The following is a 26838-nucleotide window of genomic DNA, read 5'->3' on the forward strand; positions in this document are numbered from 1 at the left end:
AGGAGCCGGAAAAAGTGGACATGATCGTGTTCCGCGAAAACCTCGAGGACGTCTACGCGGGCGTCGAATGGAAACACGGGAGCCCCGAGGCGGCGGAGGTGATACGGCTCATCAACGCGCGGGAGGGACAGTACGTCGCGGAGGATTCAGCGATCGGCATCAAGCCCATGAGCGCGAGGAACTCGAAGAACCTCGTGCGCCGGGCGATCCGGTACGCGATCGACAACGGACGCGCGAGCGTCACGCTCGTGCACAAGGGAAACATCATGAAATACACCGAGGGCGCCTTTCGCGAGTGGGGATACGAGCTCGCCCGCGACGAGTTCCCGGACACGGTTATCACCGAGCGGGAATGCTGGGATCGCTACGAGGGGAAGCGGCCGGGGAACCTTGTCGTGCTGAACGACCGCATCGCCGACGACATGTTCCAGCAGGCGCTCCTGAATCCCGCGCGCTACGACGTCATCGCCACGACGAACCTGAACGGGGATTACCTTTCGGACGCGCTCGCCGCGCAGGTGGGGGGAGTGGGCATCGCGCCGGGGGCGAACATGGGCGACGGGGCGGCGATATTCGAATCCATTCACGGGACCGCGCCCCGGTACGCGGGAAAGGACATCGCCAATCCCTCCGCGCTCATCCTGTCGGGCGGGATGATGCTCCGCTTCCTGGGATGGCGCGAGGCCGCCGACGCCCTCTGGAAGGGCCTCGGCGCCGTCATCGCCCGTAAAACCGTTACGCGCGATCTCGCGCGCCGCGTGGAGGGCGCCACGGCCCTGGGGTGCGCCGCCTTTGGGGAGGCGGTGGAGAAGGCGGTGCTTTCGGCGGGGCAGGGCGCGCCGTGAGGGGAATTCTTCACCGGGGCGGACGTCTTGGCGTGCGACCGCACCGTGCCCTGGCCGACGCGGTAAAAAATCCGGACGTCGATACCCGGCCAACTATTTCTTGACTTGCGCCGATTCCCGTGCGACCATACGGGCGTCGGATCCGAACCAGCGTGCCCGGCCGTGGCGCACCCGCGGCCGGAAACCTTAACCATGGAGAATGCCGGAATGCCCGACATCCAGTCCATCCTGCCCCTCGCGATCTACGGGGTCGTCGTCGTGGTCATGGTCTTGGGCATCCTGGTCCTCTCATGGGTGCTTGGCGAAAAGCACCATGCGCGCACGACGGGAGAGCCCTACGAGTCGGGCATCGTTCCCACGGGCTCCTCGCGCATCCGCTTCTCGGCGCATTACTACGTCATCGCGATGTTCTTCGTGATTTTCGATCTTGAAACCGTGTTCCTGGTCGCCTGGTCGGTGTCCCTGCGTGAGGCGGGCTGGTACGGGTTCGCGGGAGCGGCGGTGTTTGCCGGCGTGATCGCGGCCGCGCTCGTATACGAATGGCGCATCGGGGCGCTGGAGTTCGCCCCGGGCGGGAAGAAGATACTCCGGTTCATCGCGCAGGGGAGGCGGAAATAGCATGACACGAAAGATTATCGGCCCGGCCCCCGGCGGCTCCCTCGAGGAGACCGTAAGGAAGAGCGTGGCGCTCGCGCGGCTGCAGGACCTTGTCGCCTGGGGAAGGAAGAACTCCCTGTGGCCCTTCAACTTCGGGCTCTCCTGCTGTTTCGTGGAAATGGCGACGAGCATCACGAGCCGCTACGACATCGCGCGCTTCGGCGCCGAGGTCCTGCGCGGTACCCCGCGCGAGGCGGACGTGATCATCATCGCGGGCACGGTCTTCATGAAAATGGCGCCCGTCATCAAGAGGCTCTACGAGCAGATGATGGAGCCGCGCTGGGTCGTGTCCATGGGCTCGTGCGCGAACTCCGGCGGCATGTACGACATCTACAGCGTGGTCCAGGGCGTCGACAAGTTCCTCCCGGTGGACGTGTACGTCCCCGGCTGCCCGCCGCGCCCGGACGCGTTCATGGAAGGGCTCACCATGCTCTCCGAGCGCGTGGGAAAGGAGCGGCGGCCCCTGAGCTGGATCGCGGGCTCACAGGAAATCGAGCGCGTCGTTCCGGGCGCGCGCAGGGACCAGAAGCGCGAGGCGCGGCGCGCGGTCACGCACTACCGTCCGCCCGACGAGATGTAGGGCAAGACGCTTGTGGCCATTCGATGGCGCACAACGCGTAGAATTATTTGTTGAAAAGATGTGGCGGGCGCCGATTCGCGGGGTCCCTGGTTCACAAGGTCCTGAATAGATGGAAGCCTGTTCGACCCTGTCATTTTGACGAATCCCTGTCGCATGGGATGAGGAGAAATCTTTAAGCGCAGGGAAGCTTAAAGATTTTTCGCCCGAAAGCGCGGGCTCGAAATGACAGGAGGGCGGGACTCCGATCAACGGGGGCCCGATACATGATGAAGGACGTTGATAGCATTTCGACTAACGGATGATAATGATCGACACGAATATACTGAACGAGCTCACTACACGCTTCGGACCGGCGGCCGTCACCCCGCAGGCGACCGCCGACAGCATGCCCACGGCCTGGGTGGACGCGAGTATCCTGCCCGCGGTGCTTCGTCACGTCAAAGAGGAGATCGCGTCCCCTTTCCGGATGCTCTACGACCTTACCGCGATCGACGAGCGCGCGCGCACCAGGCGCGAGGGCCAGCCGGCGAGCGACTTCACGGTCGTCTATCACCTGCTCTCGTTCGAGCGGAACCATGACCTCAGGATCAAGCTCGCCCTCAAGGGCGAACATCCCTCCGCGCCTTCCATCACCCCGATCTGGCGTAATGCCGACTGGTACGAGCGCGAGGCGTTCGACATGTTCGGGGTCCGCTTCGAAGGCCACCCGCGCCTCAGGCGCATCCTCATGCCGCCCACGTGGGAGGGGCATCCCCTGCGCCGCGAGCATCCCGCCCGCGCGACCGAGATGTGTCCCTTCACGATGCCCGACGACCGCTTCATCCGCGAGGAGGACGCGCTGCAGTTCCGGCCGGAGGACTGGGGGATGCAGGACGACGGCGGAGACGCGGATTTCATGTTCCTGAACCTGGGCCCCCAGCACCCGGGCACCCACGGGCTGCTGCGCCTCGTGCTCAAGCTGGACGGCGAGGAGATCGTGGACATCGTGCCCGATATCGGCTACCATCACCGCGGCGCGGAAAAGATGGCCGAGCGCCAGTCCTGGCACACCTTCATCCCCTACACCGACCGTATCGACTACCTGGGCGGGGTCATGAACAACCTCGCCTACGTGCTCGCCGTCGAGACGCTCGCCGGCATCACGGTGCCGGAACGCGCACGGGTGATCCGCGTCATGATGTGCGAGTTCTTCCGCCTCGCGAGCCACATGGTCTGGATGGGGACCTTCGCGCAGGACGTGGGACAGATGTCCCCCGTGTTCTACCTGTTCAACGACCGCGAGCGCATCTTCGATATCGTCGGGGCCGTATGCGGCGACCGCATGCACCCCAACTGGTTCCGGATAGGCGGGGTGGCGCAGGACCTGCCGAACGGCTGGCAGGTCCCGGTACGAAAGTTCCTGGATTATCTGCCCGCGCGCATAAAGGAGTACGAGAAGCTGGTGTTGAAGAACCGCATCTTCAAGGCGCGCGCCGTGGGAATAGGCGCGTACACCCTGGACGAGGCGATCGAGTGGGGCGTGACCGGACCGGGCCTGCGCGCCTGCGGATTCGAATGGGACTTCAGGAAGAAACGGCCCTACTCCGGATACGAGAATTTCGAATTCGACATCCCAATAGCGCATAACGGAGACAGCTACGACCGCTCGCGCGTACGCCTGGAGGAGATGCGCCAGAGCCTGCGCATCATCCGGCAGTGCCTGGACAACATGCCCGCGGGCCCGTACAAGGCCGACCACCCGCTCACGACGCCCCCGGTGAAGGATTTCACCATGAAGCACATAGAGACGCTCATCACGCATTTCCTGAACGTCTCGTGGGGACCCGTGATCCCCGCGGGAGAGGCGTTCTTCGGCATCGAGGCGAGCAAGGGCTCTAATGGATATTATTGCGTGAGCGACGGCGACGTATCGGCGTATCGGCTGCGCATACGGACGCCTTCGTTTCCGCACGTGCAGATGGTGCCGTATATCAGCAGGGGCCACACGGTGGCGGATTTGCTGGTGATATTGGGGAGTCTGGATTTTGTGCTGGCGGATTTGGACCGCTAGGGCGTGGGCGATTCGCGCGCACGGGCATGGTTCTCTTTCAGGGGAATCCCTGGGAGGGATTGCGCTGTGACTTTCTTTCAAGCGGCGAAAGAAAGTCACCAAAGAAAGCCGCCCCTCGGCGGCGGGGGGCCTTGGTTGGTGCAGACGAAAAAGTCAGCGTGCGCGCGCTACGATACACCTCCTGTGTGGCTCGCGCGCAGCCATCCGCTCGGGCCTCGTGCCCTCGCGGGTTGGCGGAGGATGAGGATGAATTGCATATTATTAATATTGCTATGGTTTTGAATCAATCCGTTTTGTGCCATGATGGATTGGAAGCACTTGTGGCACATGCATTCAAGCCATCTTATATGAATGTGATCTGGTTGATAAAGTAACTCGGACATCAGCCAAATTGGAGTTAATATGACTAACACCTTTAAAACAAGTATTGCCTTTTCGTGTTTAGTTCTTAACTTGTATGGAGATCGTGACTATAGAGAAATAAAAGAATACCATGACATCAATTTGTATAAAAAATATCTTCTTAAAATAACTAAAAGTCTTAGATATTCCATTGAATCAACAATTCATTCCGTTGATTCCAAACATTTATCCGATTTAATCGAATTAGTAGAACATATGAAAACAACAATTGGGAAGTGTAAAGATATACATGAACTAGATCAGGTTTATCTTTCAAAAATTACACAATTGTGTTTTATGATTATCGGAGATTTTCCAAAGAGATGGAAAATCAATCAGGTTAGAAATGCAAAATCCATTTGGAATTTAAATAGTCATCGTCAATTGGTTTACATTCAAACAGCCGAACAAAAAGCGCATAGTTTATTTTCTGCGATACAAGGGAAGTACCATGATAGATTTCCGTCTTGGTCGGATTTTGTATTAAATATATACTACAGAGAGTGCTCAAATAATCCTGAAATATTAATAAAATGGATTAAAAAAAATCACCCGGATATTTATCTAGAATTATTCTAAAATATCATGGTGCATGAAAAGGATAACCTTAAACAATTGATAGGAAAATATCATGAAAAACTTAATTACACCGAGGTAAGGAGGCATGTGTTAGAAATAAATAGAACGACCCTTGAATTTATAGGAATTTGGGAGCAATTGAATAACCCTGAGTTTAACCCCATCGAATTCGATGGGGTTAGGGGCCAAGCTGGATTAAATAGCTTTGTTTGACATCAAAACAATATGATTACCGATGCTGAAATAAAGCAAAATGGAATTAAGGCCTTGATTGAGAGCCTGGGGCTTGTGGAGGCGGAGCGCTTCATCGCTTTGCTGCGCCGCGAACCATTTGATTATACAAGATGGAGAAAAAATCTCTGGGAAGGTAAATCCGTGCGGGAGATTAGCAAAAAGGCTATGAAATTTCGTTATCGGAATGAGGAAAACTAACCGTTTGCGTAATCTAAAAACGGCGGAATTATTGGGAATATGGGAGAGTATTAATAACCCGGATTTTAATTATGGCGAATTCGCCGTAATTAAAAGACAGGCAGTACCCCCTTTCAAGCCCCCTTTACTAAAAGGGGGCGCCCGGAGGGCGGGGGATTTGATTAACTTGGACTATAAAGGGCTTTTTTAGACACAATGTGTAATGAAAAAATGGCAACCATGAAACAAAAACAAACTAGAACCAAAACCAATTTTCCTCCACACACCCCTCTCCCCTGGGAGAGGGGCCGGGGGTGAGGTGCCGTGAAGCTTTGTAGCGATATAGCGCGAGTGAATGGGATACGTCGGAAATAAGTTAGGGAGTTTCGCATAACGATATGCTCAGCGTAGAAGAAAAACAGGAGATCGCAAAGATGCTCGAGGCCTGTCCGATGCCGCGGGCGGGGTGCATTGAGGCGCTCACGGTCGTGCAGCGGCACCGGGGCTGGGTGTCGGATGAGGGCGTGATCGACGTCGCCGCGCTCCTGGGCATGACGCCGGCCGAGGTGGATAGCGTGGCGACCTTCTACAACTTTATATTCCGAGGCCCGGTGGGCCGGCACGTGGTGCTCCTGTGCGACAGCATAAGCTGCTGGGTGATGGGATACGAAAACCTTTTAGACCATTTAAAGACGAAGCTGGGGGTGGAACCCGGGGGCACCAGCGCGGACGGGCGCTTCACATTGTTGCCGAATGTGTGCCTGGGCGCGTGCGACGAGGCGCCCGCGATGATGGTGGATGACGAGCTCTACGGGCGCCTTACGCCCGCGAAGATAGACGAGATCCTGGAGCGATACCCGTAGGTACAATGAAAACGATGGAACGCCCGCTTACACAACATATCCGTCCGGACCGCTCCCCGCTGAGCATATCCGAATACGAAAAGACCGGGGGATACCAGGCCGCGCGCAAGGCCTTAAAGACCATGGACCCGAAGTCCGTGACCGATACGGTCATTAACGCGACGCTCAGGGGAAGGGGGGGCGCGGGATTCTCAACGGGGCGGAAATGGAGCTTCATCCCGAAAGACGCGCCGCCCCAGCGCTACCTGGTGGTCAACGCCGACGAGATGGAGCCGGGGACCTTCAAGGACCGCCTTCTATTAGAAGGAAACCCTCACCAGCTCATCGAGGGCATGATCATCGCCGCCTTCGCGATACAGGCCGACACGGCCTACATCTTCCTGCGGCGCGCCTACCGGCTGGCGGCGGCCCGGCTGGAAAAGGCCCTCGCCGAAGCGCGCGCGGCAGGATACCTGGGGAAAAATATTTTCGGCAGCGGCAGATCGCTCGAGATTCACGTGCACATGAGCGCGGGCCGTTATATCTGCGGCGAGGAGACCGCGCTTATCAACGCGCTCGAGGGACGCCGCGCGAACCCACGCTCGAAGCCGCCCTTTCCGCAGATCAGCGGGCTTTTCGGCAAGCCCACGATCGTGAACAACGTCGAAACGCTCTGCAACGTGCCGCATATAATCGGCAAGGGCGTCGACTGGTTCAAGTCGCTCGCCCTGACCGAGGACGGGGGCACGAAGCTCTACGGCGCGAGCGGCAAGGTGAAGAAGCCGGGGCTGTGGGAGCTTCCCCTGGGCACCAGCGCGCGCGAGATACTCGAAGAGCACGCGGGCGGCATGCGGGACGGGCTCAAATTCAAGGGCCTGCTTCCCGGAGGCGCCTCCACCGATTTTCTCGTCGAGAAGCACCTGGACCTTCCCATGGATTTCAACGCGCTCGGCGCGGCGGGGTCAAGGCTGGGGACCGGCACCATGATCGTGATGGACGACCGGACCTGCCCGGTGGGCTTCGTGCACAACCTGATTCGTTTCTTCGCCCAGGAATCCTGCGGCTGGTGCACGCCCTGCAGGGAGGGGCTTCCCTGGGTTGAGAAGACGCTCGCCGCGATCGAGGCCGGAAAAGGAAAAGACGGGGACGTCGAGATACTGGAGATGCACGCGAAGGCGCTGGGCATGGGCAACACCTATTGCGCGCTCGCGCCGGGCGCCATGGAGCCGCTGGCGAGCGCCCTTCTCTATTTCCGCGACGATTTCACGCGGCACATCAAGGAACAGGGGTGTCCCTGGAGATAGCGCATGGCGACCATCTATATAGAAAACAAGGCTCACCAGGTGGGCACCGAAAAGAGCCTGCTTGATACCTGCCTCTCGCTGGGGTACGATATCCCGTACTTCTGTTGGCATCCCGCGCTGGGATCGGTGGGCGCGTGCAGGTTGTGCGCGGTGAAGAAATTCGCGGGCCCCGACGACACGAAGGGCAGGATCGTCATGTCCTGCATGGAGCCGGTCATCGACGGCCTCCGGATATCGGTCAACGATCCCGAGGCGCGCGCATTCCGCGCGCGCGTCATCGAGTGGCTCATGGCGAACCACCCGCACGACTGCCCGGTGTGCGACGAGGGCGGCGAATGCCATTTACAGGACATGACGACGATGAGCGGACACGTGTATCGGCGCTACCGCTTTACGAAGCGCACGCACGTGAACCAGCGCCTGGGACCGTTCATAAATCACGAGATGAACCGCTGCATCCAGTGCTACCGCTGCGTCCGCTTCTACCGGGACTACGCGGGCGGGCGCGACCTGAACGTGTTCGCCGCGAAGAACCACCTGTATTTCGGAAGGCACGAGGACGGCGCGCTCCGGAGTCCCTTCAGCGGGAACCTGGTCGAGGTCTGTCCCACCGGCGTATTCACCGATAAAACCCTCAAGCGGCACTACGCGCGCAAGTGGGATTTGCAGACCGCCCCCTCGGTGTGCGCGCACTGCGGGCTTGGCTGCAACATCATCGCCGGTGCGCGCCATGGAACGCTCCGCCGTGTCCTGAACCGCTACAACGGCGAGGTGAACGGGTACTTCCTGTGCGACCGGGGCCGATTCGGCTACGAGTTTGTGAATGCGGACACGCGAATAAAATCCGCGCTGGTGAAGAGCGCGTCGGGCGCGCTCGAGACGGTGCCGGCCGAAGCCGTTACCGCAAAAATCGCGGCCCTGCACGCGCAGGGGAAGCGCATCCTGGGAATAGGTTCGCCCCGGGCCTCCCTTGAGTCGAACTTCGCGCTGATGCGCCTTGCGGGTGACGCGCATTTTTACGCGGGTGTCGGGAAGCACGAATTTTCCCTGTACCGGCTTGCCCTCTCGCTCCTCGCGTCCGGACCGTATCGCGCCGCATCGCTCGGGGACGTGCGGCGCGCCGACGCCGTCGCGATACTCGGCGAGGATCTCGAAAGCGCCGCGCCGCTGCTTATGCTTGCGGCACGCGAATCGGCCCACGGGGGCGCGCGCCGCGCCGCCGGGAAGCTCGGGATACCCGGGTGGGACGACGCCGCCGTGCGTTATGCGACGCCCGACGGCGGGGGCCCGCTGTTCGTCGCGGACTGCGGTCCCGCGGCGCCGGGACCGGGGGATTTCCGGGGAGACCCGGATTCCCTCGCGCGCGTCGCGTTCGCGGCCGCGCATGAAATCGATGCCGCCATTCCCGACGCGACCGGGCTTTCCCCAGCTGAGCGCGAATTCGCCGCGCGCATGGCGCAGGGGCTTAAAAGCGCGGACAATCCCGTGATCGTGTCCGGCATGTCGCGGGGGAGCGGGGCGCTCATGAGGGGCGCGGCCGCGCTCGCCGCGGCCCTGTGCCGGGACGGGAAGACGGCGGGTCTTTTCCTCGCGGGGCCGGAATGCAACGGCATGGGGCTCGCGCTCATCGCGGAAAAGGACCTGGACGACGCGATCGCGGCAGCCGCGTCCGGGGGCTACGATTCCGTGATCATACTCGAAAACGACCTGTATCGCCGCATTGCGGATCGGGACGCGGAGCGTCTATTCGCGTCGAAGATTCCCGTGACGGTGATCGACTGCGTACATTCCCGGACGACCGCGCGCGCGGACCTGGTCCTGCCCGCCGCGAGTTTCCCCGGATCGAACGGCACCCTCGTGAACGCGGAAGGGCGCGCCCAGCGTTTCTTCCAGGTGTTCGACGAGGGAGAGGCGATCCGTCCGTCGTGGAAATGGATCGTCGAGATCGCCCGTGCCGCGGGATCGCCCGAATGCCGTTGGACGACATTTGATGAAATTGCGGGCGCGCTCGCCGAATCGGGTCCGCGTTTCAAGGCGCTCGCCGCGCTCGCGCCGGATGCGAATTTCCGCATGACGGGCCAGAAGATTCCGCGCCAGTCCCACCGGCGCAGCGGGCGTACCGCGGAGTTCGCGAATGTGGCCGTGAGTGAGGCCCGGCCACCCCTGGATGCTGAGAGCCCGTTCACGTTCACGATGGAAGGGACGCGTCTCATGCCGCCCGCGCCGCTCGTGCCCGCGTACTGGCGCCCCTCGTGGAACTCGGTGCAGTCGGTCAATTGGTACCAGGAGGAGGTGGGGGGCGCGCTCAAGGGAGGAGACCCGGGAGTGCGCCTCTTCGAAAAGGTGCAGGGTGCCGCGCATGAAAGCGTATCGGCCCCCCAGGCCTTCGCGCCGCGTCCCGGTCAATGGCTGCTTGTCCCGCACCACGCGCTTTTCGGGTCCGACGAGCTCAGCATGCTGGCCCCCGGGATCATGGAGCTCGCCGCGGCGCCGCACGTCATTTTGCGTCCCGATGAGGCGGGGACACTTGGACTGCCCGAGGGAGCATCGGCGCATATCGCTTTTGGGGACACGACTGTGGATGCCGCGGTGAAATTGAACGATCATGTGCCCGCGGGAACGGCGCTGCTGTTTCCCGGTCCGGGTGTTCACTTTGCAGCTCCGGCATGGGGCACGATTCGCGGGGCGAAGCCATGAACGAGCTCTTGAGAACGATACTGATCATAGGGGGCGTGCTGGGCGGCGTGCTCGGCCTGGCCTCCGGCCTCATCTGGGTCGAGCGCAGGCTCCTCGCGCTCTGGCAGGACCGATATGGCCCCAACCGCGTGGGACCGTTCGGCCTCCTGCAAGTCGCCGCCGACATCATCAAGCTCTTCTTCAAGGAAGACTGGACGCCGCCCTTTGCCGACAAGCCCGTGTTCATTTTCGCGCCGGCCGTCGTCGTCGCGGGCGTGCTCATGAGCTTCGCCGTGATACCGTTCTCGGACACGATCTTCGTGACGGACCTGGACATTGGGCTCCTCTTCTTCCTCGCCATGTCGTCGCTCGGCGTGTACAGCATCGTGCTGGGCGGCTGGGCCTCCAACAACAAGTACGCGCTCCTGGGTTCCATGCGCGGCGCGGCGCAGATGATCACCTACGAGGTCTTCATGGGCCTGTCGCTCATGGGCGTGGTGATGACGGCGGGCTCGTTCAGCCTGCGCGCCATCGTCGAGGCGCAGCGCGGCATGTGGTTCGTGGGGCCGCAGTTCGTGGGCTTCGCCGTCTTCCTGATCGCGGGGGTGGCCGAGACGCATCGCCTCCCGTTCGACCTGCCCGAGGCGGAAAGCGAGCTCGTCGCCGGCTACCACTCGGAATACTCCGGCATGAAGTTCGGCATGTTCTTCCTGGGGGAATACCTGGGGATCATACTCGTGAGCGCGATGATGACGACGCTCTTTTTCGGGGGGTGGCTGGGACCGGCCTTCCTGCCGCCGTTCGCGTGGTTCCTCATAAAGACCTTCGCGTTTATCGGGCTGTTCATACTGCTGCGCGCCGCGCTGCCGCGGCCCCGGTACGACCAGCTCATGGAATACGGATGGAAGCTCCTGCTTCCGCTCGCCCTGGTGAACCTGATGGTGACCGGGGCGTTGATACTACTGGGGGGATGACCGCATGCTGAGCATTCTCAGGAGCCTCTGGCTCGTGCTGCTGCACACCTTCAAGAGACCGGTTACGGTGCTCTACCCGGAGGTGAAGCCCGCGCTCCCGGCGCGCTGGCGCGGGAGGATCGTGCTCACGAACGATCCCGACGGGAAAGAGCGCTGCGTCGCCTGCTACCTGTGCGCGGTCGCGTGCCCGGTGGACTGCATCTCCCTGCAGGCGGCGGAGATGGAGGACGGAAGACGCTACCCGGAATTTTTCCGGATCAACTTCTCGCGGTGCATATTCTGCGGCTACTGCGAGGACGCGTGCCCCACGTACGCGATCCAGCTCATCCCCGATTTCGAGATGTGCGAGTTCGACCGCCAGAACCTGGTGTACGAAAAGGAAGACCTACGCATCTCCGGGCCGGGGAAATATCACGATTACAATTTCTACCGCGTGGCCGGGATGTCCATCGCGGGAAAGGACAAGGGCGAGGCCCAGGACGAGGAAAAGCCGGTGGATGTGAAGAGCTTATTGCCATGAGGGATATTTTCTATCCAGCGAACCCGCTGATGAGGGGATGCTTCGCCAGGGGTGTTGTTCCGCGAACACCCCCGGCACCCCCGCGCGGCTCGCTCAGGCGCCGCGAGGGGCTGGCGCCCGCTGTTTCGGCCTGCGGCTCCCCTGCGCTTCTCGATTTCGGCGGGCCTGCGGGATCCGCCCATAAAGCCGGGCGGGGTCCTCGGCCCTTTTCCGGACACGGCAAGGCGGCATTGTGGGGAGTCCCTTTTCCGTTCACCGCCGAAATCTGCGATGCTCGGCGAAACAGGAGGGCGCGTGAAGATGGAATTTTTCGGCATATAATGAAAATTCGCATCGCAATAAACCGTAGGCATTTTCCTTATCGCCCCTCTCCCGCGGGGAGAGGGGCCGGGGGTGAGGTCGTATGGACATTCTAATCTACATAGCCTCCGCGGTCGCGGTGATTTCTACGGCGATCGTGATCACGCGCACGAACGCGGTGCACGCGCTGTTGTACCTCATCGTGTCGCTCATGGCCGTGGCGGTGGTGTTCTACCTGATGGGCGCTCCCTTTGTCGCGGCGCTCGAGGTGATCATCTACGCCGGGGCGATTATGGTGCTCTTTATCTTCGTGGTGATGATGCTTAACCTGGGCGCGGGCGGCGCCCCGCGCGAGCGCACTTGGCTAGCGCCCTCCGCCTGGATCGGTCCGGGGATACTGGCGCTCCTCCTCCTCGCCGAGATCCTGTTCGTAATAGGCACGGGCGATGCGGCGCCGGAATACCGGCGTATCGATGCGAAGGAGGTGGGGATTGCGCTTTTCGGCCCGTACGTGCTTGCGGTCGAGCTTTCCGCGATGCTCCTCCTCGCGGGGATCGTCGGGGCGTACCACCTGGGCCGTCACCGCAGGAAATCGTACCACCGCTTCTACGGGGAGGACATCTGATGAACACGGTACCCTTCTCGCACCTGCTCATACTCGCGGGGACGCTCTTCGCCCTGGGGCTCCTGGGACTCCTCGCGCGCAGGAACGTCCTGTTCATGCTCATGTCCATCGAGATAATGCTGAACGCCGCGGGGCTCGCCTTCGTGGCCGGGGGCGCGCGATGGGGACAGGCCGACGGGCAGGCGATGTTCATCTTCATTCTTACGATGGCTGCGGCCGAGGTCTCGGTGGGGCTTGCGCTCATACTTCAAGTGTACCGTCACTTCAAGACCGTGGATGCCGACGCCGCGGGGACGATGCGAGGATAACATGCACGAGCTTATCTGGATAATCCCGGCGCTCCCCTTCGCCGGATTCGCGCTACTGGCCCTCTCCTGGAAGAGGCTCCCGCGCGGCCTATGCGCAGCGATAGGCTCCGGGAGCGTAGGGCTCTCGGCGCTGGGGGTTCTCGCGCTTGCGCCCGGCTTTGTCGCGTCGGGCGGGGAGGGGGCGATCACGCGCGTCCTCTGGAACTGGCTCTCGGTAACGGGATTCAGCGCGACGGTGTCATTGCGGGTGGACGCGCTCTCGCTCGCCTTCATGTTCATCATCACCTTCGTGGGCTTCCTCATCCACGTCTACTCCGCCGAATTCATCCGCGACGATGAGGGACACGGGCGCTTCTTCGCGTACCTGAACCTCTTCGTGGGATCCATGCTCGTCCTCGTGATGGCCGACGACCTGATGCTCCTCTACCTGGGATGGGAGGGGGTGGGGCTGTGCAGCTACCTTCTCATAGGGTTCTGGTACCGTGAATCGGCGAACGGCGCGGCGGCGCGAAAGGCGTTTCTCATAACGCGCATCGGCGATACGGCGATGATCGGCGCGCTCTTCATCTTCGTGACGAGCTTCTCGACCCTGAACATCCAGGAGATACTCGGCAGGGCCGCGGCGGAATGGACGGGCGTTCCCACGATCGCGGTCATCGCGGCCTTCCTCCTGCTGGGGGGCGCCGTGGGGAAATCGGCGCAGCTTCCCTTGCAGACGTGGCTTCCCGACGCGATGGCGGGCCCGTCCCCCGTGTCCGCGCTCATCCACGCGGCGACCATGGTGACCGCGGGCGTGTACCTCGTGGCCCGCACCCATACCATCTTCGAGCTCGCGCCGCAGGCGCAGGCGGCCGTCGCGTGTATCGGCGCAGCCACCCTTCTCCTCGCGGGATTTTCCGCGATGGCGCAGACGGACTTCAAGCGCATCCTCGCGTATTCCACGATAAGCCAGATCGGCTACATGTTCCTCGCGCTGGGCGTGGGGGCGTGGTCCGCCGCGGTCTTCCATTTCATGATGCACGCGTTCTTCAAGGCGCTCCTCTTCCTGGGCGCGGGCGCGGTCATCGTCGCGATGCACGAGGAGCACGACATCTTCAAGATGGGCGGGCTCCGGAAATCCATGCCCGTCGTGTTCTGGACTTTTCTCGCGGGTGCGTCCTCGCTCGCCGCGCTCCCGTTCGTCACCGACGGATTCTACAGCAAGGACCTCATTCTATTGTACGCGTGGGCGGGACCGGGCGGCTCCCCCTGGCTCTGGGGCGCGGGAATCCTGGGCGCGTTCGTCACCGCGGCATACACCTTCCGGATGGTGTTCACGGTGTTCTTTGGCGACGAGAAAAAAAAGCCGCGTTATGCGCCAGGCCTGCTCATGCTCGTTCCGCTTTCGGTGCTGGGTGTCCTCTCGCTCGTCGCCGGGTTCGTCGAGCTTCCCGAATCGATGGGCGAAATTCATTTGGTGTCCGATACTCTCTCGCACGCGCTTCCCGCGACGCCGCCCGCGGCGCTCGACCCCGCAACGGGCCACCTGCTCGAGGCCGCGGCCGTCGCCGCGACCCTTGCGGGAATTGCGCTCGCGTGGCTCCTCTACCTGCGCTTCCCCGGCGCGGTGACGAAACTCGTGTCCACGCGCGTCGGCGCTGTCTGTCGAAAATTCTTCCTTGCGGGCTGGGGGTTCGACGCGCTCTACGATTTCCTCATCGTGGGGCCGTTTGAGAAGCTCGCCCGCGTCAATAAAAACGACGTTCTCGATCTGATATACACGGGCGCCGCCGGGCTATCGATGCGCGCGGGCGCGCTCCTCTCGCTCTTCCAGAATGGGCGCCTGCGCCGTTATGCGCTATGGATAGCCGCGGGCGCGATACTATTCCTGGGCATGGTGATTGCGGTATGATGCTTCCGGCCCTCATCTTGGTACTTTTTGGCGGCGGGGCGCTCGCCTTCGCCGCGGGCCGCGCGGGCGCGGCCTTCTCGCGCTGGGTGGCCGTGTTCGCTATCGCGGCCGACATGGCGCTCCTCGCGCTCGCCTGGACGGGCGCGCTTCCCGCCGGGGGGCCCGTGCACGCCATGTGGCTCGCGGAGTATTCCGTTCCGTGGATCGCGCGCTTCGGCATAAGCCTGCACCTTGCCGCCGACGGGCTCGCCTTCCTCATGGTCGCCCTCACGCTCTTTACGGGGCTCGCCGCGATCGCCGCCTCCTGGACCGAGATCACGGAGCGCGCCGGATTCTTCCATTTCAATATCATGGTGACGCTTGCGGGGATCACGGGCGTCTTCCTTTCCGCCGATCTCTTCCTCTTCTACTTCTTCTGGGAGGTGATGCTCGTTCCCATGTACCTGCTCATAGGCATATGGGGCCACGAGAACCGGAACTACGCGACGCTCAAGTTCTTCCTGTTCACGCAGGGCGGGGGGCTCCTTATGTTCCTCGCGATCCTGGGGCTTTACTTCATCCACGGGAACGCGACCGGCGAGTGGACCTTCGACTACAACGCGCTCCTGGGCACCGTGCTCGAACCGGGGACCGCGCGCCTTCTCGCCCTCGGATTCATGGCCGCATTCCTGGTCAAGCTCCCGGCGATCCCGCTGCATACCTGGCTCCCGGACGCGCACACGCAGGCCCCCACCGCGGGAAGCGTAATCCTCGCGGGATTGCTCCTGAAAACGGGCGCCTACGGCCTGCTGCGATTCGTGCTCCCGCTTTTTCCCACCGCTGCCGTCGAGCTCGCGCCGTACGCGATGATCGTGGGCGCGGCCGGGATACTCTACGGGGCGAAGCTCGCCTTCGCCCAGACCGACCTGAAACGCTTGGTCGCTTACACCAGCGTAAACCACATGGGCTTCATCCTGGTCGGGATATTTTCCCTGAACGAGGCGGGCCTCCAGGGCTCCGTCATGCAGATACTCTGCCACGCGCTGAGCACCGGGGCGCTCTTCATCCTGGCCGGGGCGCTCAAGGAGCGCCTGCACACGCGCGAGCTCGACAAAATGGGAGGCCTCTGGGCCGCGGCCCCGCGCATGGGCGTCGCGGGCATGATCTTCGCGCTCGCGTCGCTGGGCATGCCCGGTATGGGGAACTTCATCGCGGAATTTCTCATCCTCGCCGGGGCCTGGGCCGTGTCGCCCTGGGTCGCCGCGGCAGCGGCGCTCGGGCTTGTGCTCTCGGCCGCGTACAGCTTGCGGGTCGTGCAGAGGGTGTTCCACGGACCGCTCGCCGTCGCGGGTCCTGTCCGCGACTTCGGCGTGCGGGAATCGGGGATAATGGCGGCGCTCTTCGCCGCGATCATGGCCCTGGGGCTCTATCCCGGTCCCGTGCTCGATGTCACGAAGGGGTACGTGATGGGTCTTATCGCCGGGAAAACCCGCGCCGTGGAGACCCTGAACCAGAGCGCACACGATATGAACACGGCACCCGAAACGCGGGAAGGGAAGGGAGGAACCGAACGGTGAGCGCACAGGAACTCCATATACTCGCCCCGCATATCATCGTTGCCGCGGCATCGGTGCTGTGCCTGCTCGCGGTCTCGTTCTTTCGCAGACACGCGCTCGCGGCTCTCATCGCCGCGGCCGCGCTCGCGGGGGCGCTGGGCGCGCTCTGGCAGACGGCGGGCGGCGCGCCCGTCACCGTCGCGTCGCTCCTCGCGGTCGACCGTTATGCGCAATTCTTCTCCGCGCTCGTCTACGGCGCCTCGTTCGCGGTGGTCGTCTTCTCGTACGGCTACTTCAGGGGACGCGAGGGCCAGGTGGAGGAGTTCTACGTGCTGGTCCTCCTCGCCGCGCTGGGGGCCGCGGTGCTCACGATGGCCTGCCATTTCGCGAGCCTCTTCCTGGGGCTCGAGATCCTCTCGGTCTCCCTGTACGCGCTCATCGCCTATCTCTGGCAGAGGGAGCGCTCGGTGGAGGCGGGCCTCAAGTACCTGATACTCGCCGCCGCGTCGTCGGCGTTTTTGCTCTTCGGGATGGCGCTCCTCTACGCGGCGACGGGGAGCATGGAATTCACGGCGCAGGCGCGCGCGCTGGGCGGAAGCGCATCGGCCCCCGTCCTCGCCCTTGCCGCCGTGGCCCTGATGACCGCGGGCGCGGGCTTCAAGCTCGCGGTCGCCCCCTTCCACATGTGGACGCCCGACGTGTATGAGGGCGCGCCCGCACCGGCTGTGGCGTTCGTCGCCACCGTGTCGAAGGGCGCCATGTTCGCGCTCCTGTACCGATTCTTCTTCCTGCTGGACGGGAAGTCCTACCCCGCCGTGTACGCCGCGCTCTGGGCGATGGCCGCGGCCTCCATGTTCACGGGAAACCTCATGGCCCTGGGACAGCGCAACGTGAAGCGCGTGCTCGCCTGTTCCTCCATCGCGCACCTGGGCTACCTCCTCGCGGGCTTCACCGCGGGCGGGGACATGGCCGCCGAGGCGTCCATCTTCTACATCGCGACCTACATGATCGCCACCCTGGGCGCGTTCGGGATCGTCACCGTCCTTTCGGATAAGGAGCGGGACGCCGATTCGTTCGACGACTATCAGGGGCTCTTCTGGAGGAGACCGCTCATCGCGGCCGCGTTCACGCTCATGCTCCTCTCCCTAGCGGGGATTCCCCTGACCGCCGGGTTCCTGGGCAAGTTCTACGTCGTGGCCGCCGGCGCGGGCGCGGGTTCGTGGACGATCGTCGCGCTCGTCGCGGTGAACAGCGTGATCGGGCTTTACTATTATCTGAAAATAATCGTCGCCATGTTCGCGCGTCCGGATGAGCTGCGGCGTGAAAAGACGAATGCCCCGTCGTACACGTTCGCCGCGGGCGCGGCGCTTCTCGCGCTGGCTTTTCTCACACTGGGTCTCGGGGTGATTCCGGGGGGCTTAATGTGGGTGATTCGCGCGCTGGAGATCGCGCGGTAAGAGCCGCATCGATCAACGCGCCGGCTCGGACCGGGTGCCTTTAGGCGCGCTTTGCATGCAGCGCGTCGTAAACGGATTGCAGCAGATCATTAAGGTTGTAGGGTTTCGGGAGAAAGGGTATATTTTTTTCGACGATCTTGTTCCAATTCGAGTGCTTGTCGGTATAACCGCTGCTCACAAGAAAACACATGGCGCCACCTGATTTCATGATCTCCTCGATGAGGTCGATGCCGCTCCTGTCGGGAAGCGTCATATCGGTAAAGACGCACTCAACCCGGTAATCGACGCGTTCAAGGATTTTCACCGCGTCGGCGTACCGGGATGCCTCCATGACCGAGTACCCGTGTTTCGACAGCGCCGTCACGGCGAACTTCCGGACCTCATCCTGGTCCTCCACGACGAGAATCCTCTCGCCCTTTCCCCTGAGCTGGTCAATGGAGGTTTTCTTTTTTTCCACAAAGGCGGCGCTTTCATGAAAGGCGGGAAAACAGAGGCAAAAGACCGTTCCCTTCCCGACCTCGCTTTGCACCGTAATCCAGCCGCCGTTCTGCTCGACTATGCCGGCAATGACGGAAAGGCCAAGTCCGGTCCCATGGCTCGATTCCTTTGTGGTGAAAAACGGCTCGAATATGAGCCCCAGGTGATCGGCGCTAATTCCTACGCCGGTATCTTCAATTGAAATACACACGAACTCGCTCGAGCGAATAGGATCGGCGCTCACGGCCTTTTCAGGAAAAAGGCGGTTTTCCGTCCTTATGACGAGCCTTCCCCCATGCGGCATGGAGTCCCGGGCGTTGATAGCCAGGTTCATCAGCACCTGCTCGATCTGAACGGGGTCTATTTTCATCAGGTGCAGCCGTTCGTCCGGAATCGTGATGAGCTCTATGTCCTCCCCGATAGTATGGGTGAGGAGCTTCTTCATATCTTCCACTTCATGGTTGATATTGACCGCTATGGGGCGTACCATCTGTTTCTTGCTGAAGCTCAGTATTTGCTTGGTGAGCGCGGACGAGCTTCGGGCGGCCTTAATTATCTCTAGCACGTTTTCAGAGAACGGACTGCCGGGGCCCAATTGTCTCAGGAGCAGCTCGCTGTAGCCGCTTATAGCGGTAAGGTAATTGTTGAAATCATGCGCTATTCCCCCCGCGAGCCGTCCCACCGCCTCCATTTTCTGCGAATGGATTAGTTGCGCCTCGAGCCTTTTCCGCTCGCGAAGGTCGGTGGCGATAAGCGCGTATAAGACGGTTGTTTTTTCGGAGTCCCCGATCGCAAATATGCTTAATAGGGCGGGAAGCTCGGCGTTCCCGTTCAGGAGAAGGGGCAGTTCGCCGGTCCAATAATCATGCGCCTTGACATGGCTCATGATCCGGTTCAGGAACATATCGCGGTATTCTTCGGGATACAGGTCGATTATGCCGGTTCCGGCCATGTCTACATCTTTTTCCCCGTGAATGAGCCTTTTCATGGCTTCATTGAAATAGGTTACTGTCCCGTTGTCGTCGGCGATCACAAAACCCTGGGTCGACGCGTCGGCCAACTCCTTGAAAATTTTAATTTCCTTGTTCGAAAGCATGAGCGCGTTGGAGGTGTCCGTCAACTCTTCGTTCATCGCCTCCATTTCCTCATACATGGACTGAAGCTCGATGACCTTGTTTTCGAGACTGGAGCCGAGCGTTTTGTTTTTTTCGAGTTCCTCCTGCGTCTTCTGCAGGGCGTTGTCGGTTATAAGGGAAATGAAGTAGGAAAGGGCATATACGATGATGAGCGATATCGTAATATTAATGGTCGAGCCCGTTATATAGCTCATTTTGTCGGTGACGAAGAAGCGCTCGACCAGGAAGATGAACGATATGTTCATGAGTATGATAAAGCCCGATACGAGCGTCATGAGCGTCCTGGTTCCGAAAAAAGAACTGAAGGCGATGGCCGCAAACATGAAATAAATATTGTTGTTCGATCCGAATTCGGCGAGGCTGTCGAGCTTGATCAAGCAGCCGGCGACGACCCGCACGCTTACCGCCGCAAGCGTGCACGCCACGGCGAAATTATAGCGGCCCTTAACAAGAAGCCAAACGGCGAACAGCAGGCTTGCCAGGAGGAAAATGTTAACCGATGAAATTACCACCGGATGGGTTGATGCGGAGGTGGTGAGATTGATGATATTGACGAGGACCAGGAGGGTGCTGATTATGATATTCACCCAGAAAAGTACGAAAGCCTTCTGTTGGATGATATAGGTCTCGTCTTTGTGCTTCGAATATATGAAGCTCTTTATGCCGGACTCTGCCATGCCTGATGCTCAACTCAATGCGCGCGTGATTTCGATGGTTAACAATTAGGTAAAAATGTTGCTCAAAGTGAGCGTAGGCGCGCGTCCCGGGCGTGTCAATACAATAAAAAAATTCCCACCAAAATTATGATGGGAATTTCCATGCCGCGCCGCAGTGTTCCGATACCATCATGCGCGATCGCACGCGTTCAACCGAACACGCTCGCGTTCTTCATGACAAAACTGAATAAACCCTTCGAGAGGCCGGTTTGGAGAATTTCATCCCCTCTCCCATAATCAATCATTGAGAAACACCTTTCATTATATACCTGTTTTCTGTGCTTTGGTACGGTGTGCACGGTATCGGGGTAGAGCAGGGAGCCATCCGCCTGCACGCGGAATCCTTTTATAATGAATGTATCGGGAATATGCGGCTCTTCGTGAAAATCCCATTCCTTCAAATAGGTCCTCATGAATACCTCTTTCAGTTTATGATGAAGCCTTGAGGGTTTCGTGTCGACGCTGCTGTTGGGATAAATATTATCGAAGCTTTCATTGACAACCCCGAAAATTTTTGGGGTATGCGTAAGGCTTGTTACATACAATCTTCTGAACGGGTTGTTTTTCATGAACGCAAATATCAGGCCCAGGACATAGATCAGTTTCATCAGTCCTTTGTCCTCGCTGTTGGAATAGACCGCCCCGAGGTGGATCACGTTTGATTTCAAATACTTTCCTAGATAGCTCATGACGCAGCAGGTTACGTCCTTTGACGAGGTTTTATCGTGACAGATAACGATAAGCTTGTTTTGCAGGTACTTGGTATTATTAAAAAAACTGAAATTGGGTCTGCGTCCGATTCTTTTTTCGGCAATAGCGCTTACCCTCTCCTGCAATACTTTAAGATCTTCTTCCTTCATCCATTCGCCGGGCTTATCGTATATCTCGAGTCTGAAACGTTTGAACGAAAATCTAAGCTTTTTCATGGCATCTCCTCCTTAATAAAGAAGCATACGAGAAAAACCCGCCTTCCCATTGTCAAATGGAATATCAGCGATAAAACAAAATTAGTCACTGTGAAATGTGCAGGCAGGGAGAGTAGTACCTGGCCGGTTTCCGGCGGCTGCATGGCGCCGGTTCGCTTTCTTGAGATCGGAAGGTTGCAGGAATGGAAAAGCTTTATGGATGCAATTGGTACGCCGCGAGCCCCAGGCCTTCCAGGTTGCCGATGATTCGCCTGTCGAATGAAAGGACGGCGATATCCGGATAGAGCATAACCAGTTCCAGCGCCGAGGCCAGGTGAATCGCGTCCAGGCTCCGTACGGGCTCGACCGGAAACGCGCCCGATGCCCGGGCGAGGACGTCTGCGGTAATGGGAAGAAATGACCATGAAGCCGAGACCGCCTGGAAGAGCCCGCGTACTTTCTGTCGCTCGGCCGCTTTGATTATCCCACTGTTTTCCGCCCTCAGCAATGAGCGCTCGACCTCCAGCCGGGTAAGCACCGATGTGCAAAGGATTTCCGTGTCATTGATGCAGTGAATAACGCGCGGGGCGGCCTGCTCGCCCAGGAGCCATGAAAGGACGGCCGAGGTCTCGACGTAAAGGCACTTCATTCGCCGCGGTCCAGGTCGATCAGGCGCGCCGAGGTCCCTTCCTTTGAATGAAGGGGAGATGCCGTGCAGGATGTTTTTTCGGATTTTGGAGGAATTAGTTTCCCCTCCCGGATCCATTCAGCCTGCAGTGAGGGTTCCGCGAGCCCGCGGATGTTGAGCACGGGCTCATGAAGCTCCGCGATGACGCGGTCCCGGTCGGTGATCAAAACCACGGTCCCGGAATGCGCTTCTTTCAGATAGCTGCTCAGGTTGTCTTTCAGTTTTTTAACGCCGACAGTTATAATTGTCATAATTAAGAAAGGTAGCCACGAGTGGCTACAAAATCAAGTATGTAATTGGGTGTCGCACGCCGCTGCACATTCCAACCCACCGACGTTGATTGACGTACTTATATCATTTAACATGCCTGTTGAGGAAATGATACACTGTCAAAAATAAACCACATGTAGCCGACCATAATTCGACCAGATAATGCGTGTGACTTATAATCCCTCGAAAATCCAGTGGTTAGATATTGCCCTCTCGTGGGATGTTGGCATGAATATTGCTTAAATGATAGTAGAGTGTATAAACGAATCAAATGGATCGGGTATCAGTATAATCTGTTGAACGGTTTTGCTATATATCCATGCGGGGAATAACAAATGGTGCGAATATACATGGCATATTTGAGGCCCATTCTCTTCATGGTCTCCATCATAATGCATATTGGATGTCTTTCTGACCCTTTTCCAGAGTACGATGTTTCACTTGAGGTCAAACAACTATCCCCTCCAGCGAAATCGACGGTCAAGCGGGGCGATGTGATAACCGCTAAAATTAACTACGATATGTCCGGCGGCGATGAGTGGGAATGGAATATCCAGGTTGTAAAAAAATCAGGAGAAGTGGAAACCCTCGAGAGCGGAATTATTCAGAATTTACATGGGACTCTTGCCATGAGCATACCTGTAAATAATGAATTTGCTCACCGCTGCACGGAATTCAAGTATCCATATACGTTTATTTTTGAAATGCGAACATATGAACTTCTTAGCGGTGAATCACAAGGTCGAAAAAAGTTACATTACTATTATGATTTTACCAGCAACCACGGTTTGGGCGCTGGTGATAGCGTGAGCGCTATCGTGACCACGGATGCAGATAGGATTATTATTGGGGGCGCTTTTTCTACCTATAATGGAGAAGAGGCCGCGGCAATGATTCGCTTGAATGCTGACGGTGAAAGAGATATGGATTTTAAGGCAAGCACTCAATCTTCTAATTACGCTGTTCGACGATTATTATCTCAGCCTGATAAAAAGATGGTCGTCGGGGAATCGCATTCTTCTGGCTATGACAAAATCCGGCGTGTTTTACCAGACGGCACGTCAGATGGAGCGTTCATCTCATATCGCAATTACCACGAAAAGCTTGTCTGTATAGCTCAACAGGTTGATGGAAAGGTGCTGGCGGGCTTTGATTCGGGGTACAAAAACGACGGCCCCGTCACGGGGGGTATAATCCGCCTTAATGCTGATGGGTCACGGGATTTTACTTATAATTCCGGCGGGAATGGTTTTGAAAGAAGTTATGATAGGTGGTATACCATTGAAGCCATTGGCTTTCAATCTGATGGACGAATACTTGTGGGGGGAGGTTTCACCAGCTACAATATGGAGGCCGTTCCATTTGGCTTCGTTCGCTTGAATACGGATGGCGTTCTTGACACAGGCTTTTCGGCGGGTAATATCGCTGTCCATCGTATTTTAGTTTTGCCTGATGATTCAATGCTTATTGGTGGAGCCAGGAATTATTACGATGTGTTTCTAAAATTGAATCCGGATGGGACGCCCGATGTAAACTTTAACTCGGGCATTTCAAGTATTGACGGCCAAGTGAAATCCATCATCCTGCTTCCCGACGACAAGATTCTCATTGGTGGTACATTCTCAAGATACAATGGTACTCCAGTTCCCAAGGGCATTATTCGGTTACACTCGAATGGCTCCCATGACGATACCTTTAACCCGGATGGGGCAGGGTGTCTTAAAGACGAATCGATCTATTGCCTCGCCGTTCAACCCGACGGAAAAATTCTCATCGGGGGCGCATTTACTCATTACAACGGCATCGACGTCCCCGACAATATCATGCGGCTCAACGCCGACGGGACGCCGGATTTAACTTTCAATCCCAAGCCTTAACGCCGCGAGGCGCCTCACATCGAGATCGACCCCTTCCTGAATCCCGTAATCCCTATATGCACATTTACGAGCACCGGCGATCCCGCGCGCGCGAGCTCCTTCGCGCGCGCAAGCACGCCGTCAATCTCGTCCGCAGCACGGATCACGAGCCCTTTCGCGCCCAGACCTTCCGCTGCCGCGTGGTAGTCGTCGCGCGCGAGCCTGGTCGCGACGTCGTCGTGGAGGATATCCACCTGGTCGCGCGTGATCTGGCTCCAGGCGGCGTCGTTGCCGACCACCGCGATGACGGGCACATTGTGCCGCGCGAAGGTGTCGAACTCGATGAGGCCGTAGCCCAGCGCCCCGTCGCCGAAAAGCGCCCATACCTCCGATTCCGGCTGCACGAGCTTCGCCCCCAGCGCGAATCCCGCACCGCATCCCAATGTTCCGAACACGCCGGGGTCCAGCCACGAGAGCGGCCCGCGCGGGCGCAGGATGTAGGAGGCGCTCGATATGAAATCGCCGCCGTCCGCGACGATGATGCTTCGCTCGTCCATCGCGCCCTCGAGCTTCTTTAAAAACGCGAGCGGGTTGAGCGGCGGCGCGTCCTGGCCGGCCATGCGCACGATCTCGTCCTCGCGCTCCCGGTCGCGTACGCGTATCGTTGCGCGCCATGTCTCACGGTCCGGCGATTCCGCGGGCATGGACCCCGCGAGGGCGTTAAGGAAGAGGAAGGGGTCCGAGTGTACCGCAAGTTGGGGGCGCCGGTTGAGGCGCAGCGCATGCCGGTCCCGGTTCACCGCGACGAGCGCCGCGGCCGGATTGATGTCCCTCCCGTAATTGAGCCGGAAGTCGCAGGGCATGCCCGCGAGCAGCACCAGGTCCGCTTCCCGGAGGGCGTCGCGCCTGCGCTGGCGGGCGAGGAGCGGGTGCTCCCTGCCCAAAAGACCCCTGGCCATCCCCGCCAAATAGACCGGGACGCCGATACGCTCTATGGATGACGCGAGCATCGCGGCCTTTTCGGGGAAGAGCAGGGACTGGCTTCCCACGATCATCACCGGGCGCTCGGCGCGCGCGATCATGCGTGCGGCATTTTTAACGTCGCGCCTGTGCAGGCCGGGGACGCTTCCCGCGATCGCGTGCGGCTCCATGGATTCGAACTCGCAGGAAAACATGCGGTCCACATGGCGCTTCAGGTACCATGAGAGCAATCGCGCCCGGACACCGCCGCCCTGCGTATCGGACCCCCCCGCGCCGTAGAGCATGCGCACCACGGCCTCGTCGTAGAGGAGATCGATGGGGCATTCCACGAACACCGGCCCCGGCACGCCCGAGCTCGCCGCGAGAAACGCATGCCTGAGGACCGGGAGTATGTCGCAGTTTTTTCTGATCGTGAGCGAGTCCTTCGCGACAACGCGCATCAGGGAGAGCTGGTCGATGTCTTGCAGAGAGCCACGGCCCTTGAGCACCGTGGCCGCGGCCCCGCCCAGGAGTATGAGAGGCGTCTCGGCCATGCGGGCGTTCTTGATCGCGGTGACGGTGTTCGTGACGCCGGGGCCCGCGGTCACGGCCGCGACGCCCGGGACGCCCGTGAGGCGCGCGACGGTGTCGGCGGCGAACACGGCGGTCGCCTCGTCACGCACGTCCACGACCCGGATTCCCGAGGCCTTCGCGGCGACGAGTATGGGCGAGATGTGCCCGCCGCAGAGTGTGAAGAGAAAGCGCACCCCCTGTGCACTAAGCGCCTTCGCGATGATGTCGCCCCCGTTCATTTTTTCGCCTTCCCGTCCAGGACGTGGCGTTCGGGTACCATGCAGGTAAACTCACCCTCGAAAATCTGGCCGCCGTCCTTTTTAATCTCGACGCGCACGCTGCGCCAGGGGCCCGTGATGGAATCGACGGCGGCGTAGGCGGTCAGCACGTCGCCCGCGACGGCCGGTTTCCGGAACGAGACCTTCGCACCGGCAAGCACCACGGTGCGCCGGTTCACCGCGAGCATCGCCGCGTAATCGGCGAGGCCGAACAGGAAGCCCCCGTGGACGAGCCCGGTGCCGTCGGCGCACATGGAGGGCAGGAGGGTAAGCTCGACCACGCTGCGCGAATCGGTCTCCACCTCGAGGGGCGTGCCGCATAACGTTTGGTCGATGGAGGTGTGGGTGGTGATTTGCTGGATGGTCATGGAGCGGTTTCCTCTGCAATGGATTCGATGTACTGCCCGGCGTTCGATTTTCGCGGTACGCCGTCAGGGTCGGGGAACGCGCGCCGTGCGGGCGTTCCCCCTGTCCCGGATTAGAATATACTGAAAATGATTCCGTTCGGCTTGATTTTGTCATGCCCGGCAGGCCAAGTCCAGAAAATAACGGGAGTCGGCGCATCGGCCCCCGATGTTCCTTCGCGGGGCGAATCGCGATTCCGTGGATTGGTGTAGATTAATTTATGGTTAGTGCCTTAACCGGTGTTGGTACGTCGGTGTATCTTCCCCCTCGGCGTGTCGCCGGGGTCTCCCCAGTATAATTCCCAGCAAATGACGCCATTTTCGATCCTCCGGCCGATGGCATAGTGAGAAAACTTTGCATAGTTATGCCTGTTTTTCTTGCCTTGCAATATTTCGTCCAGATATCGGTCCGTCGCGATCGCCACCAGATAGGAGACGGAAAACCTACCAAGTTTACGAAAATCCGAAACAAGCTCATTCTCAGCCTCCCTAAAAGAAATCGGAAAACAATGCCAAAGCTTCCGGGGGTCGCGCGGCTGATACTTCACCAGGGTAAAACCTCCCTGATAGCGATCGAAATCGCCCCGTATGCGGTTAAGCAGCATAATCACGACCGCGC

Annotated in this window: 23 protein-coding genes and 1 pseudogene; 18 read left to right on the plus strand and 6 right to left on the minus strand. The window is 59.7% G+C overall.

Going from position 1 to position 26838, the window contains the following annotated elements:
- From EPN93_03325 to EPN93_03405, 17 genes and pseudogenes are all read left to right on the plus strand, one after another.
- A partial coding sequence (locus EPN93_03325) for an NADP-dependent isocitrate dehydrogenase (GenBank protein ID TAL38923.1) occupies positions 1 to 845 on the plus strand: 845 nt, incomplete at its 5' end.
- A gap of 207 nt (positions 846 to 1052) precedes the next feature.
- The gene (locus EPN93_03330) at positions 1053 to 1463 is read left to right on the plus strand and encodes an NADH-quinone oxidoreductase subunit A (GenBank protein ID TAL38942.1); all 411 of its coding nucleotides are present in this window, start codon (positions 1053 to 1055) and stop codon (positions 1461 to 1463) included.
- Position 1464: 1 nt separating this feature from the next.
- Positions 1465 to 2082, plus strand: a complete 618-nt coding sequence (locus EPN93_03335; GenBank protein ID TAL38924.1) for an NADH-quinone oxidoreductase subunit B — start codon at positions 1465 to 1467, stop codon at positions 2080 to 2082.
- A gap of 301 nt (positions 2083 to 2383) precedes the next feature.
- Positions 2384 to 4132 (plus strand): NADH-quinone oxidoreductase subunit C/D, encoded by a 1749-nt coding sequence (locus EPN93_03340; GenBank protein TAL38943.1) that lies wholly within the window; start codon positions 2384 to 2386, stop codon positions 4130 to 4132.
- A 402-nt stretch (positions 4133 to 4534) separates the two neighbouring features.
- Positions 4535 to 5113, plus strand: coding sequence for a hypothetical protein (locus EPN93_03345; GenBank protein ID TAL38925.1), 579 nt, complete (start codon positions 4535 to 4537; stop codon positions 5111 to 5113).
- Between the two features lie 99 nt (positions 5114 to 5212).
- Positions 5213 to 5326, plus strand: a pseudogene (locus EPN93_03350) (KilA-N domain-containing protein).
- Positions 5327 to 5338: 12 nt separating this feature from the next.
- Complete coding sequence (locus EPN93_03355) at positions 5339 to 5545, plus strand: hypothetical protein (protein TAL38926.1); 207 nt, start codon at positions 5339 to 5341, stop codon at positions 5543 to 5545.
- A 377-nt stretch (positions 5546 to 5922) separates the two neighbouring features.
- A complete protein-coding gene (gene nuoE / locus EPN93_03360) occupies positions 5923 to 6387 on the plus strand; it encodes an NADH-quinone oxidoreductase subunit NuoE (protein ID TAL38927.1) in 465 nt (154 codons plus the stop codon).
- A gap of 14 nt (positions 6388 to 6401) precedes the next feature.
- Positions 6402 to 7670 carry an NADH oxidoreductase (quinone) subunit F gene (gene nuoF, locus EPN93_03365; GenBank protein TAL38944.1) on the plus strand — a complete coding sequence of 423 codons (1269 nt, stop codon included), beginning with the start codon at positions 6402 to 6404 and terminating at the stop codon, positions 7668 to 7670.
- A gap of 3 nt (positions 7671 to 7673) precedes the next feature.
- Positions 7674 to 10367 carry an NADH-quinone oxidoreductase subunit NuoG gene (gene nuoG / locus EPN93_03370; protein TAL38928.1) on the plus strand — a complete coding sequence of 898 codons (2694 nt, stop codon included), beginning with the start codon at positions 7674 to 7676 and terminating at the stop codon, positions 10365 to 10367.
- A complete protein-coding gene (gene nuoH / locus EPN93_03375) occupies positions 10364 to 11320 on the plus strand; it encodes an NADH-quinone oxidoreductase subunit NuoH (GenBank protein TAL38945.1) in 957 nt (318 codons plus the stop codon). The genes nuoG and nuoH overlap by 4 nt, the downstream gene beginning before the upstream one ends.
- 4 nt (positions 11321 to 11324) lie before the next feature.
- On the plus strand, positions 11325 to 11840 hold the full coding sequence (gene nuoI, locus EPN93_03380; protein ID TAL38929.1) for an NADH-quinone oxidoreductase subunit NuoI: 516 nt from the start codon (positions 11325 to 11327) through the stop codon (positions 11838 to 11840).
- Positions 11841 to 12243: 403 nt separating this feature from the next.
- Positions 12244 to 12765, plus strand: a complete 522-nt coding sequence (locus tag EPN93_03385) for an NADH-quinone oxidoreductase subunit J (GenBank protein TAL38930.1) — start codon at positions 12244 to 12246, stop codon at positions 12763 to 12765.
- Entirely contained in the window at positions 12765 to 13073 is a 309-nt protein-coding gene (nuoK, locus tag EPN93_03390) for an NADH-quinone oxidoreductase subunit NuoK (protein ID TAL38931.1), read from the plus strand. The genes EPN93_03385 and nuoK overlap by 1 nt, the downstream gene beginning before the upstream one ends.
- 1 nt (position 13074) lies before the next feature.
- Positions 13075 to 14964 (plus strand): NADH-quinone oxidoreductase subunit L, encoded by a 1890-nt coding sequence (locus EPN93_03395; GenBank protein ID TAL38932.1) that lies wholly within the window; start codon positions 13075 to 13077, stop codon positions 14962 to 14964.
- Positions 14961 to 16520 (plus strand): NADH-quinone oxidoreductase subunit M, encoded by a 1560-nt coding sequence (locus EPN93_03400; protein ID TAL38933.1) that lies wholly within the window; start codon positions 14961 to 14963, stop codon positions 16518 to 16520. The genes EPN93_03395 and EPN93_03400 overlap by 4 nt, the downstream gene beginning before the upstream one ends.
- Positions 16517 to 17956 carry an NADH-quinone oxidoreductase subunit N gene (locus EPN93_03405; protein TAL38934.1) on the plus strand — a complete coding sequence of 480 codons (1440 nt, stop codon included), beginning with the start codon at positions 16517 to 16519 and terminating at the stop codon, positions 17954 to 17956. The genes EPN93_03400 and EPN93_03405 overlap by 4 nt, the downstream gene beginning before the upstream one ends.
- A gap of 40 nt (positions 17957 to 17996) precedes the next feature.
- On the opposite strand, the gene EPN93_03410 is transcribed toward EPN93_03405, so the two are convergent.
- From EPN93_03410 to EPN93_03420, 3 genes are all read right to left on the minus strand, one after another.
- Positions 17997 to 20246 carry a response regulator gene (locus EPN93_03410; protein TAL38935.1) on the minus strand — a complete coding sequence of 750 codons (2250 nt, stop codon included), beginning with the start codon at positions 20244 to 20246 and terminating at the stop codon, positions 17997 to 17999.
- A gap of 188 nt (positions 20247 to 20434) precedes the next feature.
- Complete coding sequence (locus EPN93_03415; protein ID TAL38936.1) at positions 20435 to 21211, minus strand: hypothetical protein; 777 nt, start codon at positions 21209 to 21211, stop codon at positions 20435 to 20437.
- 193 nt (positions 21212 to 21404) lie between these two features.
- Positions 21405 to 21956 carry a PIN domain-containing protein gene (locus tag EPN93_03420; GenBank protein ID TAL38937.1) on the minus strand — a complete coding sequence of 184 codons (552 nt, stop codon included), beginning with the start codon at positions 21954 to 21956 and terminating at the stop codon, positions 21405 to 21407.
- A gap of 527 nt (positions 21957 to 22483) precedes the next feature.
- Here EPN93_03420 and EPN93_03425 point away from each other — a divergent pair.
- Positions 22484 to 24025 carry a hypothetical protein gene (locus EPN93_03425; GenBank protein TAL38938.1) on the plus strand — a complete coding sequence of 514 codons (1542 nt, stop codon included), beginning with the start codon at positions 22484 to 22486 and terminating at the stop codon, positions 24023 to 24025.
- 14 nt (positions 24026 to 24039) lie between these two features.
- Here the strand turns inward: EPN93_03425 and EPN93_03430 are convergent, their stop codons facing one another.
- The 3 genes from EPN93_03430 to EPN93_03440 form a co-directional block, all read right to left on the minus strand.
- A complete protein-coding gene (locus EPN93_03430; protein TAL38939.1) occupies positions 24040 to 25776 on the minus strand; it encodes a thiamine pyrophosphate-binding protein in 1737 nt (578 codons plus the stop codon).
- Entirely contained in the window at positions 25773 to 26183 is a 411-nt protein-coding gene (locus EPN93_03435) for a PaaI family thioesterase (protein TAL38940.1), read from the minus strand. The genes EPN93_03430 and EPN93_03435 overlap by 4 nt, the downstream gene beginning before the upstream one ends.
- Before the next feature lie 269 nt (positions 26184 to 26452).
- Positions 26453 to 26824: a hypothetical protein gene (locus EPN93_03440; protein ID TAL38941.1), complete on the minus strand. Its 372-nt coding sequence runs from the start codon at positions 26822 to 26824 to the stop codon at positions 26453 to 26455.
- Positions 26825 to 26838: the final 14 nt, after the last annotated feature.

It is taken from the genome of Spirochaetota bacterium (assembly GCA_004297825.1).
In the GTDB taxonomy this organism is placed as follows: Bacteria; Spirochaetota; UBA4802; order UBA4802; family UBA5368; genus FW300-bin19.